Source organism: Streptococcus sp. HMSC078D09, assembly GCF_001813675.1.
Classification (GTDB): Bacteria; Bacillota; Bacilli; order Lactobacillales; family Streptococcaceae; genus Streptococcus.
Genome location: NZ_KV813669.1, coordinates 28252 through 41511, shown reverse-complemented (window position 1 = coordinate 41511; position 13260 = coordinate 28252). Strand labels below are relative to the sequence as shown.

Annotated in this window: 8 protein-coding genes; all 8 read left to right on the top strand. The window is 43.0% G+C overall.

All coding sequences use genetic code 11. The features are described 5' to 3' along the window. Nucleotides 1-14: 14 nt before the first annotated feature. Nucleotides 15-485, top strand: coding sequence for a 30S ribosomal protein S7 (rpsG, locus tag HMPREF2926_RS05110; protein ID WP_003003105.1), 471 nt, complete (start codon nucleotides 15-17; stop codon nucleotides 483-485). Nucleotides 486-804: 319 nt separating this feature from the next. Continuing rightward, nucleotides 805-2886, top strand: a complete 2082-nt coding sequence (gene fusA, locus HMPREF2926_RS05105; protein WP_003003071.1) for an elongation factor G — start codon at nucleotides 805-807, stop codon at nucleotides 2884-2886. Nucleotides 2887-3165: 279 nt separating this feature from the next. Next, nucleotides 3166-4176, top strand: a complete 1011-nt coding sequence (gene gap / locus HMPREF2926_RS05100) for a type I glyceraldehyde-3-phosphate dehydrogenase (RefSeq protein ID WP_023919220.1) — start codon at nucleotides 3166-3168, stop codon at nucleotides 4174-4176. Between the two features lie 234 nt (nucleotides 4177-4410). Beyond that, a complete protein-coding gene (locus HMPREF2926_RS05095) occupies nucleotides 4411-9201 on the top strand; it encodes an endo-beta-N-acetylglucosaminidase (protein ID WP_070586719.1) in 4791 nt (1596 codons plus the stop codon). Nucleotides 9202-9404: 203 nt separating this feature from the next. Beyond that, a complete protein-coding gene (gene pgk / locus HMPREF2926_RS05090) occupies nucleotides 9405-10604 on the top strand; it encodes a phosphoglycerate kinase (RefSeq protein WP_003015928.1) in 1200 nt (399 codons plus the stop codon). A 268-nt stretch (nucleotides 10605-10872) separates the two neighbouring features. After that, on the top strand, nucleotides 10873-11406 hold the full coding sequence (locus HMPREF2926_RS05085; protein ID WP_003008874.1) for an FUSC family protein: 534 nt from the start codon (nucleotides 10873-10875) through the stop codon (nucleotides 11404-11406). A gap of 67 nt (nucleotides 11407-11473) precedes the next feature. Beyond that, nucleotides 11474-11833 (top strand): MerR family transcriptional regulator, encoded by a 360-nt coding sequence (locus HMPREF2926_RS05080; RefSeq protein ID WP_003012408.1) that lies wholly within the window; start codon nucleotides 11474-11476, stop codon nucleotides 11831-11833. A gap of 39 nt (nucleotides 11834-11872) precedes the next feature. Further along, entirely contained in the window at nucleotides 11873-13219 is a 1347-nt protein-coding gene (glnA, locus tag HMPREF2926_RS05075) for a type I glutamate--ammonia ligase (protein WP_041818373.1), read from the top strand. The last annotated feature ends 41 nt before the right edge of the window (nucleotides 13220-13260 follow it).

The window sequence follows — 13260 nt, the reverse complement described above, 5'->3', positions numbered from 1 at the left end:
GGGGATAAAGAAAAATGAGTCGTAAAAACCGTGCGCCTAAACGCGATGTATTGCCAGATCCGCTTTACAATTCACAATTAGTTACTCGTCTTATCAACCGCGTTATGCTTGATGGTAAACGTGGTACAGCTGCTTCAATCGTTTACGGAGCTTTCGAACAAATTAAAGAAGCTACTGGAAACGATGCTCTTGAAGTATTCGAAACAGCTATGGAAAACATCATGCCTGTACTTGAAGTACGTGCTCGCCGTGTCGGTGGTTCTAACTACCAAGTCCCAGTTGAAGTTCGTCCAGAACGTCGTACAACACTTGGACTTCGTTGGTTGGTAACAATCGCTCGTCAACGTGGTGAACACACAATGGTTGATCGTCTTGCAAAAGAAATCTTGGATGCAGCGAACAACACTGGTGCAGCTGTTAAGAAACGTGAAGATACTCACCGTATGGCTGAAGCTAACCGTGCATTCGCACACTTCCGCTGGTAATAAAATGATACTAAGAGCGGCAAAGGCCCAAGACAAAAATAGGAAACTGATGCAGTGTTCCGTGAACACAAAGCAGTTTATCTTTTTTGCACCGGGCCTCGCTCGGGTTCAAATCAGTTAACTTGAGCTTTTAGCCCAGGTTCAATTGAGCTCAAATCGGCTAACTAACTTTAGCCCGGGTTCAATTCAACTCTTCTTACAAGTTGGAACCAAAACTTAGCATGAAAACACTGAAAACGGGTAGGTCCTGCCTATCCGTTTTTATTAAATCATGTTATAATAGAATATAGAAATAAAAAATATAGGAGAAACAAACCTCATGGCACGCGAATTTTCACTTGAAAAAACTCGTAATATCGGTATCATGGCTCACGTCGATGCTGGTAAAACAACTACAACTGAGCGTATCCTTTACTACACTGGTAAGATTCATAAAATCGGTGAAACTCACGAAGGTGCGTCACAAATGGACTGGATGGAGCAAGAGCAAGAACGTGGTATCACCATCACATCTGCCGCTACAACAGCTCAATGGAAAGACACTCGTGTAAACATCATCGACACACCAGGACACGTGGACTTCACTATCGAAGTTCAACGTTCACTCCGCGTTTTGGACGGTGCTGTAACCGTTCTTGACTCACAATCAGGTGTTGAGCCTCAAACTGAAACAGTTTGGCGTCAAGCAACTGAATACGGAGTTCCACGTATCGTATTTGCTAACAAGATGGATAAAATCGGTGCTGACTTCCTTTACTCAGTAAGCACACTTCATGACCGTCTTCAAGCAAACGCTCACCCAATTCAATTGCCAATCGGTGCTGAAGATGACTTCCGCGGAATCATTGACTTGATCAAGATGAAAGCTGAAATCTATACGAACGACCTTGGTACAGATATCCTTGAAGAAGATATTCCAGCTGAATACCTTGAACAAGCTCAAGAATACCGTGAAAAATTGGTTGAAGCAGTTGCTGAAACTGATGAAGACTTGATGATGAAATACCTTGAAGGGGAAGAAATCACTAACGAAGAATTGAAAGCTGGTATCCGTAAAGCTACAATCAACGTTGAATTCTACCCAGTACTTTGTGGTTCTGCCTTCAAGAACAAAGGGGTTCAATTGATGTTGGATGCAGTCCTTGACTATCTTCCAAGCCCACTTGATATCCCTGCAATCAAGGGTGTAAACCCAGATACAGACGAAGAAGAAGAACGTCCAGCATCTGATGAAGAGCCATTTGCAGCTCTTGCCTTCAAGATCATGACTGACCCATTCGTAGGTCGTTTGACATTCTTCCGTGTTTACTCAGGTGTCTTGAACTCAGGTTCATACGTATTGAACACTTCTAAAGGTAAACGTGAACGTATCGGACGTATCCTTCAAATGCACGCCAACACTCGTAAAGAAATCGAAACAGTTTACTCTGGAGATATCGCTGCTGCCGTTGGTTTGAAAGATACTACAACTGGTGACTCATTGACAGATGAAAAAGCAAAAATCATCCTTGAATCAATCGAAGTTCCAGAACCAGTTATCCAATTGATGGTTGAGCCTAAATCTAAAGCAGACCAAGACAAGATGGGTATCGCCCTTCAAAAATTGGCTGAAGAAGATCCAACATTCCGCGTTGAAACAAACCCTGAAACTGGTGAAACAGTTATCTCTGGTATGGGTGAGTTGCACTTGGATGTCCTTGTTGACCGTATGAAACGTGAATTCAAGGTTGAAGCTAACGTTGGTGCTCCTCAAGTATCTTACCGCGAAACATTCCGCGCTTCTACACAAGCACGTGGATTCTTCAAACGTCAATCTGGTGGTAAAGGTCAGTTTGGTGATGTTTGGATCGAATTTACTCCAAACGAAGAAGGTAAAGGATTCGAGTTCGAAAATGCTATCGTCGGTGGTGTGGTTCCACGTGAATTCATCCCTGCAGTAGAAAAAGGACTTCAAGAATCTATGGCGAACGGTGTTCTTGCTGGTTACCCAATGGTTGACGTGAAAGCTAAGCTTTACGATGGTTCATACCACGATGTCGACTCATCTGAAACTGCCTTCAAGATCGCTGCATCTCTTGCGCTTAAAGAAGCTGCTAAGACTGCACAACCAGCTATCCTTGAACCAATGATGCTTGTAACCATCACAGTTCCTGAGGAAAACCTTGGGGATGTTATGGGTCACGTAACTGCTCGTCGTGGACGTGTAGATGGTATGGAAGCACACGGTGCAAGCCAAATCGTTCGTGCTTATGTGCCACTTGCTGAAATGTTCGGTTACGCTACTGTCCTTCGTTCTGCAACTCAAGGACGTGGTACCTTCATGATGGTATTTGACCACTACGAAGATGTACCAAAATCAGTACAAGAAGAAATCATTAAAAAAGCTAAAGGTGAAGCTTAATTTACCAATGCTTAAAAACTCTTCCCATTTCGGGAAGAGTTTTTCTTTGTTCCAAAAGTGAATACAAATAAAAAAAACTCCTTCCTGGCAGGCAAGACTTTGTGAAAAACTTTAATAAAAAAGGTAATGATCTATGATAAATCTTGCTTTTCGTGGGGAAATAGTTGCTTTTTAATGCAATAAAGTATATAATAGAGACTGTTAAAAGATGTTTGGCGCTGTGTCAAGTTACTCTTTTCACAAAAAATTTTTTTGATTTTCATAAGGAGGAAATCACGAATGGTAGTTAAAGTTGGTATTAACGGTTTCGGTCGTATCGGACGTCTTGCTTTCCGTCGTATCCAAAACGTAGAAGGTGTTGAAGTTACACGCATCAACGACCTTACAGATCCAGTTATGCTTGCACACTTGTTGAAATACGATACAACTCAAGGTCGTTTCGACGGTACTGTGGAAGTTAAAGAAGGTGGATTCGAAGTTAACGGTAAATTCATTAAAGTTTCCGCTGAACGCGATCCAGAACAAATCGACTGGGCTAACGACGGTGTAGAAATCGTTCTTGAAGCAACTGGTTTCTTTGCTACTAAAGCAGCTGCTGAAAAACACTTGCATGCTGGTGGTGCTAAGAAAGTTGTTATCACTGCTCCTGGTGGATCAGATGTTAAAACAGTCGTATTTAACACTAACCACGATATTCTTGATGGTACTGAAACAGTTATCTCAGGTGCTTCATGTACTACAAACTGCTTGGCTCCAATGGCTAAAGCTCTTCAAGATAACTTCGGTGTTGTTGAAGGATTGATGACTACTATCCACGCTTACACTGGTGACCAAATGATCCTTGACGGTCCACACCGTAAAGGTGACCTTCGTCGTGCACGCGCTGGTGCTGCTAACATCGTTCCTAACTCAACTGGTGCTGCTAAAGCAATCGGTTTGGTTATCCCTGAATTGAACGGTAAATTGGACGGAGCTGCACAACGTGTTCCTGTTCCAACTGGATCAGTTACTGAATTGGTAGTTGTTCTTGATAAGAACGTTACTGTTGATGAAGTGAATGCAGCTATGAAAGCAGCTTCAAACGAATCATACGGTTACACTGAAGATCCAATCGTATCTTCAGACGTTGTAGGTATGTCTTATGGATCATTGTTTGACGCAACTCAAACTAAAGTTATTGACGTTGACGGTAAACAATTGGTTAAAGTTGTTTCATGGTATGACAACGAAATGTCTTACACTGCACAACTTGTTCGTACTCTTGAATACTTCGCAAAAATTGCTAAATAATTCATGCGTATGATGAGAGGAGGGAAACCTCCTCTTTTTTTGTACTTTTTTTAGGGCTTTCTCATCATATTATAGGAATTGCCAAAATGGATTGACAGTGCTAAATAGATTAGGGTATCCTATTCTTGATTGGAGATTTCTAATACAAGAAAATGAAAGCGATTACAGGTCGTGGAGAAAGGAGCCAATGGAAATCGCTCAAGAAAAAGAAAAAAACCATACAAGGAGGTCAAGATGAAAGGTCATCTATTTGAAAAGAAAGAACGATTTAGTATACGAAAATTCAGTGTGGGAGTTTGCTCCGCATTGATTGGGTTAGCATTTTTAGGAACAGGCGCTGTCTCTGCAGATGAGGCGGTTTCTACTAGTGAGCAATCCTTGGAAACCTCTTCAGCAACAACCGAAGATGTCAATCATCTAGTGAGAGAAGCTGGCGTCTATACTGCAGATGCGGCCTTACCTGCTGCAGAAACGGAAAAACCAGCCGCAGAAGCGGTCACTCCAGAGGCTAGCCCTACAAGTACAGAAGCTAGCTCGACAACTACAGATCATCCAGCTGTTTCAGAGACTGAAAAACCGAAAGCTACTGCTGAAAAAGTGGCTGATTTACCAACCAATGAAGAAAAACAATTAAGACCCAAAGAAGTTAAGTTCGATACCTGGGACGATCTCTTGAAGTGGGAACCAGGAAAACGAGTGGATGACGATATGAACAGAGCAAGCGTCCCACTTGCGAGTCGTTTTCAAGGGAAACAAATTAATGAACAAGCCAACCCTGAAGCGAAGATCCAAGCACTGTCAAACATGAACTCCAAAGCCAAGGATCATGCGTCTGTCGGTGGGGAAGAATTTAAGGCCTATGCTTTTGATTACTGGCAATATTTGGATTCCATGGTCTTTTGGGAAGGGCTGGTTCCATCAGCAGATGTGATCGATGCTGCCCACCGAAATGGGGTTCCTATTTATGGAACAATCTTTTATAACTGGTCTAGCAGCATCAAGGATCAAGAACATTTTGCAGAAACCTTGAAAGAAGATAGTGAAGGCTCTAAAACTTTCCCGATCGCCCGTAAATTAGTCGAACTTGCTAAGTACTATGGCTTTGATGGTTACTTTATCAACCAAGAAACAACCGGAAATCTTGTAGAACCATTGGGTCCAAAATTGAGAGATTTTCTTCTTTATACCAAGGAATATGCGAAAAGTCTGAACTATCCGATTAAGTATTCTTGGTATGATGCTATGACCTATGAATATGGCCGTTACCATGAGAATGCGCTGGGAGAATACAACTACAATTTCATGCAGCCAGAAAATGGAGAAAATCCAGTTGATACTTTCTTTGCCAACTTTAACTGGGGCAAATCAGAAGTGGATTATTCCATCAGTACAGCCAAATGGATTCATCGGAATCCTTATGATGTTCTAGCTGGACTTGAGCTCCAAAAAGGAGGCTCTTATAAGACTAATGTAGACTGGAATGCCATTTTAGATGAACATGGCAAGTTGCGTCTATCCCTTGGTCTTTATGCGCCTGATACGATTACAGGTCTAGGAAAGACTGGAGAAGGATACCATACCCATGAGGATCTATTCTGGACAGGTTTCCAAGGAGATCCGACCAAAGGAAAACCAGCAGACCAATCTTGGTACGGTATGTCCAATCTAGTAGTGGACAAAACTCCTATTACAAGTGAAGATTTCAATACTTCCTTTAATACTGGACACGGAAAACACTGGTTTGTGGATGGCAAGATTTCTAAAGAAGGGGAGTGGAACTACCGTTCTGTTTCTGGCTACCTTCCAACCTGGCGTTGGTGGGTAGAGCATAGTGAAGATAGTACACCATTGAAAGGTCGCTATGATTTTGATCAAGCCTACAATGGAGGAAATTCTCTAGCCTTTGAAGGAGATTTAAAAGCCAATAGCAGTCAAAATGTCATGCTCTATTCGACCAAGATTCCTGTGACAGAAACGACAAAATTGAGCGTCTCTCACAAGGGTGGGATCGGAGCTGCTGCTTGGGTAGCTGTTGCCACCAAAGAAGACTACTCTGAATACGAATGGAAAGAATTGACACCAAGTGCGGATTGGTCCACTCAAACCTTTGATTTGGGAAGTTTGGCTGGCAAGACCATTTATGCTGTGAAGATGTTCTTTGACCATGATACGGATGTCAAAGACTACAAATTTAATCTCGGCCAATTGTCGATTACGTCCAACCAAGAGAAACCAGCTACTCCAGCAGAAGTAACCGTTCGGGCAAAACGCCTACAAAATGCGCAAGAAGCAGAAGCAGTCCTCAATTTTAAAGGGGTAGCAGATGTGGATTATTATGAAGTCTATGAAAAAGATGGCGACAACTGGCGTCTCTTAACAGGGTCTTCTGCGACAACCGTCTATCTACCAAAAGTTACCCGTTCAGCAAGTGCTGAAGGAACGACTCAGGACCTCAAGGTTGTGGCAGTTGGGAAGAACGGCCAACGTTCAGATGCAGGAACTGTGGCCTTTGATTGGGGTATGACCGTGTCAGATACCAGTCTTCCAAAAGCCCTAGCACCAAACGTGGTCATCGGAGCCAAAGTGATCGGTTCGAGCTTCCCAGATGCGGATGGTAGTGAAGGCATCGAGGGGATGTTAAATGGTACCATTACCAGTCTTTCAGATAAATGGTCCTCTGCTCAATTGAGTGGAACCGTCGATATTCGCTTGACACAACCACGGACCATTGTTCGTTGGGTCATGGACCATGCCGGTGCGGGTGGAGAATCTGTCGACGATGGCAAGATGAATACCCGTGACTTCGACCTTTACTACAAGGATGAAGCGGGTGAATGGAAGCTCGCTAAGGAAGTTCGTGGCAATAAAGCCCATGTGTCCGACATTACACTCGACCATCCAATCAAGGCTCAAGAATGGCGTCTCCATGTCATTACGGCAGATAACGGAACTCCATGGCAAGCCATCCGGATTTACAACTGGAAGATGTATGAAAGTCTGGATACGGAAACGGTCAACATCCCGATGAAACATGCTGCAGCGCAAAACCTAGGTAATCATTTTGTCCAAGTCGGTTTCAAAGATGTTCCAGCTAATACTACTCTGACCCTTTATGCCGATAAAGAAGCGACTAGCCCAATTGCGACCATGACAGCCGATCAAGCTGGAAATCTCATTTTTAAACCACTGGCTTTTGAATCAACCCCATCTCTTCTCTACTATCGTGCGCAAGAACCTGGTAAAGATATCAGTAATGTTTTGGCGATCGAAGTTCCAAAGAATGATAAAGAAATTGCGGGACTTCAATTTGAAGATGGATTGACTAAGAAGGTCTACCGGGAAGGCGATGCCCTTTCCTTGAAAGGGGCGACTCTCCGTGTTCATTATAAAGATGGCCAAGCAGATCAACTGGTCAACCTCACCAACTCAGGTGTAGAGATCCATGGATTTGACAGTAGCAAGCTTGGAGAACAACACCTAGAAGTTTCTTACCTTGGTCAGAAATTAGATAAGACCCTCACTGTTTTTGTGGTCAGTGCAGAAGAAGCAGGTGAAAAAGCAGTTGCTGGTCTAGAATTGACCGACAAACCAAAAGTGGAATATATTGTCGGAGAAGCATTGGAGAAAGAAGGCGGACGCTTTACAGTCGTCTTTGAAGATGAAACGACCGAAACGCATGCCTTGACAGATGAAGGTGTGGAAGTGACTGGCTTTGATACGACCAAGGAAGGCCGTCAAACCATCACCGTCCATTACAAAGGAGCTAGTACAAGCTTTGATGTCCTCGTGAATCCAAAACCAGCTCTCAACGATGAATACCTTAAGCAAAAATTGGCTGAAGCTGAAGCTACAAAAGCCAAAGTAGACTTTACATTTGCCACTCCTGAAGTCAAAGAAGCTTTGCTAGCTGGAATGGCTGCTTCTGAAAAAGCCTTGAAAGAGCATGATACCAGCACCCAAGATCAAGTCAATGAACAGTTGAACCAGTTGACCGCTCTCTTGAAAGCCTTGGATGGTCAAGCCAATCTAACAAAAGAAAAAGAAGCTCTCTCTGTCCTAACAACAGAAGCGACTGCTCTATTAGCGAGCAAGCCAAATCACCCTTCTGGTGAAGCTTTGCAGGCAATGGTTGAGAAAAATAAAGAGCTCCTAGCTTCTTCAGAGCTCACTCCTGAAGCGCTTGAAACAGCTAAGACAGGTCTAGAGACCTTGATTGCGCTTTTGAAAGAAGACAAGCCAGCGGTCTTTGTAGACCCTGCGACTGGAGTCGAAGTTCAATTCTCTAACTTAGAGCCAACCGTTGTCAAAGGACTAAAAGTCGCAAAAGTTGAAGCCAATCAGGCAGAAAAAGAAGAGCTGAAGGGCCGAGAAGGAATCGTCTTTGATATTGAAGGCGTGGATGCAAGTGGTCAGGATATCGATACCCACCATCCATCCCTTGTGAAAATCCCTGTGGATAAGGATAAAGAAGTGGAGCAAGTCCTCTTCTTCCCAGAAGGTCAAGCTCCTCAATCCTTGGCCTTTGAGAGAGTCGGAGATGTAGTCATCTTTACAGCACCTCACTTTACCCACTATGCGATTGTCTATAAGCCAGCAAAAACGGAAGGACCAGATCAACCGATCCAACCAGAAGAACCTGCTAAACCAGATCAGCCTGTTCAACCGGCTCAACCAAATCAACCAGTCCAACCAGCTGCCCCAGTGACTCCAGATCCAGCTAATCCATTGAAGCCTACAGAGTCTTCTCAAGTGGATCAGTTGGCCCCAACGACTTCTACTCAAGCGGGTCATCAAGAGGAAGAACACAAGGATATGGTTGATCAAGAGATCCATCAGTTGTTAAGTGCCCACCAAGGAGTAAACTCACAGCCGACTGTTCAGCAAGAAACAAAAGATGCAAGCAAAGAAAGTCAATCGGAACACTTGCCAAATACGGCTAGCCTAGAAGCTTCCTTTGCAGCTGAAGCTGTTCTCCTAGCAGCCTTAGGCGGCTTCCTCTTGGCTGGTAAGAAGAAAGAAGAGTAAGTCTTTTACAGAATTCTTTCGTTCACTTAAAAAGTCACTCTCAAAAAAACCTCTCTGGTGAAAACCAGAGAGGTTTGATCTTGTATCTAGAAGTGTCGTTCGGATCCTGTGAATTAGAGGGGAAAAGCATTGGATTTTTCTACCTCTTTTACAGCTTTTGTGATATAATTATCATGTATTAAAAAAAGAAGGAGTCATATCTAATGGCAAAATTGACTGTTAAAGACGTTGACTTGAAAGGGAAAAAAGTTCTCGTTCGTGTTGACTTCAACGTTCCTGTAAAAGATGGCGTGATCACTAACGATAACCGTATCACTGCAGCTCTTCCAACTATCAAGTACATCCTTGAACAAGGTGGACGTGCAATCCTCTTCTCTCACCTTGGACGTGTAAAAGAAGAAGCAGATAAAGAAGGTAAATCACTTGCTCCTGTAGCTGCTGACTTGGCTGCTAAATTGGGTCAAGAAGTGAAATTTATCCCAGGTGTTACACGTGGTGCTGAATTGGAAGCAGCTGTTAACGCTCTTGAAGATGGACAAGTTCTCTTGGTTGAAAACACTCGTTTCGAAGATGTTGATGGCAAGAAAGAATCTAAAAACGATCCTGAACTTGGTAAATACTGGGCATCACTTGGAGATGGTGTCTTCGTAAACGATGCATTTGGTACTGCTCACCGTGCACACGCATCTAACGTTGGTATCTCTGCAAACGTTGATAAAGCTGTTGCTGGATTCCTTCTTGAAAATGAAATTGCTTACATCAAAGAAGCAGTTGAAGCTCCAGAACGTCCATTCGTAGCTATCCTTGGTGGATCTAAAGTATCTGACAAGATCGGTGTTATCGAAAACTTGCTTGAAAAAGCTGATAAAGTCCTTATTGGTGGTGGGATGACTTACACATTCTACAAAGCACAAGGTATCGAAATCGGTAACTCACTTGTAGAAGAAGATAAATTGGATGTGGCGAAAGCTCTTCTTGAAAAATCAAATGGCAAATTGATCTTGCCAGTTGACTCAAAAGAAGCGAACGCATTTGCTGACTACACTGAAGTGAAAGACACTGAAGGTGAAGCAGTAGATCCAGGATTCCTTGGTCTTGATATCGGTCCTAAATCAATCGCTAAATTCGACCAAGAATTGACTGGTGCGAAAACAGTTGTATGGAACGGACCTATGGGTGTATTTGAAAACCCTGACTTCCAAGCTGGTACAATCGGTGTGATGGACGCTATCGTGAAACAACCAGGCGTTAAATCAATCATCGGTGGTGGTGACTCAGCTGCTGCTGCGATCAACCTTGGCCGTGCAGACAAATTCTCATGGATCTCTACTGGTGGTGGTGCTTCTATGGAACTCCTTGAAGGTAAAGAACTTCCAGGATTGGCTGCTCTTACAGATAAATAATCTAAATAGAATGAAAGAGGCTAGGACAAAAGTCCTAGCCTCTCAATTATTTTTGGATTGTTGAGCAAGACGCAGTGGTTGAGTGGGCTCTACTACGCTGATTTCATCAGCTTTTACAGCCCTACTCAACTGTGCGGAGGTGGGACGACGAAATCGAATTCTAACGAATTACCGATTTCTGTCCCACTCTCTTTTTTCTTTCTATTGATAACTGTTCTCTCCTTTCTGAAAATATGGTAGAATAATAGAAATAGAAAGATAGGTGACCATGGATTACTTTAAACGACACAAATTTGATTGGTCCAAATTCCGTTTGGGGATGAGAACCTTTAAAACAGGGATTGCCGTTTTTATTGTACTACTTATTTTTGGAATATTTGGCTGGCGAGGCCTTCAGATCGGGACTTTGACAGCTGTTTTTAGTTTGAGGGAAGACTTTGATAAGAGTGTCCACTTCGGGGCTTCGCGTGTCATGGGCAACAGTATCGGAGGTTTTTATGCCGTATTGTTCTTCCTTTTAAAAACGCTCTTTCATGGGGCGTATTGGGTGACTCTTATTTTTGTACCCATTGCGACCATGTTAACCATTATGACAAATGTCGCTATGAATAATAAAGCAGGAATTATTGGAGGAGTTTCGGCAATGCTGATCATTACCCTCTCGATTCCTAACGGAGAAACCTTCTTGTATGTTTTTGCCCGAATATTTGAGACCTTTATTGGCGTTTTCGTTGCGATTTTGGTCAATTCGGATGTGGATCGCATTCGCGATTTTCTCAAGAAACACAAAAAACCTATGTAAGATTATATAACATTTAATCTTGACATAGATTTTTTTTTCGATATAATAGAATAGAAAGAGGAATGGTATGAAGGAAAAGGAATTACGACGCTCGCTGGCAGTCTTTCCGATTGGAAGTGTTATGAAGCTGACCGACTTGACAGCTCGCCAGATTCGTTATTATGAAGATCAGGGATTGATTTCTCCTGATCGGACAGAAGGCAATCGCCGTATGTATTCGTTGGACGATATGGACCGCCTGCTTGAAATCAAAGATTATATCTCAGATGGCTTCAATATTGCGGATATTAAGAAAAAATATGCGGAAAAAGAGCAAGAGCAAACCAAGGTTGTCAGTCAAGAAGAGATCCGTAAGGCTCTTCATCGTGACATTATTCAGCAAAGTCGCTTCACATCTTCCCCATCGCCATATGGTCAATTTCGTTGATCATTTCATAAGCTTGTAATCTATTTTAAGGAGACAAAAATGTCAATTACTGCTGCAGATATTCGCCGTGAAGTAAAAGAAAAAAATGTTACTTTTATTCGCTTGATGTTCTCTGATATTTTGGGAACCATGAAGAACGTCGAAATTCCAGCTACCGATGAGCAACTGGACAAGGTTCTTTCAAATAAAGCCATGTTTGATGGTTCTTCTATCGAAGGATTTGTCCGTATCAACGAGTCAGATATGTATCTTTACCCAGATTTGGATACATGGACAGTCTTCCCTTGGGGAGATGAAAATGGTAGCGTAGCTGGCTTGATCTGTGATGTCTATACGACTGAAGGGAAACCATTTGCGGGCGACCCACGTGGCAACTTAAAACGTGCCCTTCGTCATATGGAAGAACTTGGATTCAAATCCTTTAACCTTGGTCCAGAACCAGAATTCTTCCTCTTCAAGTTGGACGAAAATGGAGATCCAACTCTTGAAGTAAACGACAAAGGTGGCTATTTTGACTTGGCTCCAACAGACCTTGCAGATAACACTCGTCGTGAAATCGTAAATGTCTTGACCAAGATGGGCTTTGAAGTAGAAGCCAGCCACCACGAAGTAGCCGTTGGTCAGCATGAAATCGACTTTAAGTATGACGAAGTTCTTCGCGCTTGTGACAAGATTCAAATCTTTAAACTCGTTGTGAAGACCATCGCTCGTAAACACGGCTTGTATGCAACCTTTATGGCCAAACCAAAATTTGGAATTGCCGGATCAGGTATGCACTGTAATATGTCTCTCTTTGACCAAGATGGCAACAATGCCTTCTTTGATCCAGAAGATCCAAAGGGCATGCAATTGTCAGAAACAGCTTATCACTTCTTGGGTGGCTTGATCAAGCATGCCTATAACTTTACAGCGGTGACAAACCCAACCGTCAACTCTTATAAACGTTTGGTTCCTGGATATGAAGCACCTGTTTATATCGCTTGGGCAGGCCGCAACCGTTCCCCATTGGTACGTGTGCCAGCATCACGTGGTATGGGAACTCGTTTGGAATTACGCTCCGTAGACCCAATGGCCAATCCTTATGTAGCCTTGGCAGTCTTGCTTGAAGTCGGCCTTCATGGTATTGAAAATAAAATCGAAGCACCTGCTCCGATCGAAGAAAATATCTATGTGATGACACCGGAAGAACGTAGAGCAGCTGGAATCACAGATCTCCCTTCTACCCTTCACAATGCCTTGAAAGCCTTGACAGAAGACGAAGTGGTGAAAGCTGCCTTGGGTGAACACATCTACACCAGCTTCCTTGAAGCCAAACGAATCGAATGGGCAAGCTATGCGACCTTCGTATCCCAATGGGAAGTAGACAACTATTTAGATCTTTATTAAGAAACAAGAGTAAAGAGGCTAGGACAAAAGTCCTAGCCTCT

Bases quoted from the DNA above. Each gene is read 5' to 3' on its own strand.
- rpsG (WP_003003105.1), top strand. From the start codon at position 15: ATGAGTCGTAAAAACCGTGCGCCTAAACGCGATGTATTGCCAGATCCG.
- fusA (WP_003003071.1), top strand. From the start codon at position 805: ATGGCACGCGAATTTTCACTTGAAAAAACTCGTAATATCGGTATCATG.
- gap (WP_023919220.1), top strand. From the start codon at position 3,166: ATGGTAGTTAAAGTTGGTATTAACGGTTTCGGTCGTATCGGACGTCTT.
- HMPREF2926_RS05095 (WP_070586719.1), top strand. From the start codon at position 4,411: ATGAAAGGTCATCTATTTGAAAAGAAAGAACGATTTAGTATACGAAAA.
- pgk (WP_003015928.1), top strand. From the start codon at position 9,405: ATGGCAAAATTGACTGTTAAAGACGTTGACTTGAAAGGGAAAAAAGTT.
- HMPREF2926_RS05085 (WP_003008874.1), top strand. From the start codon at position 10,873: ATGGATTACTTTAAACGACACAAATTTGATTGGTCCAAATTCCGTTTG.
- HMPREF2926_RS05080 (WP_003012408.1), top strand. From the start codon at position 11,474: ATGAAGGAAAAGGAATTACGACGCTCGCTGGCAGTCTTTCCGATTGGA.
- glnA (WP_041818373.1), top strand. From the start codon at position 11,873: ATGTCAATTACTGCTGCAGATATTCGCCGTGAAGTAAAAGAAAAAAAT.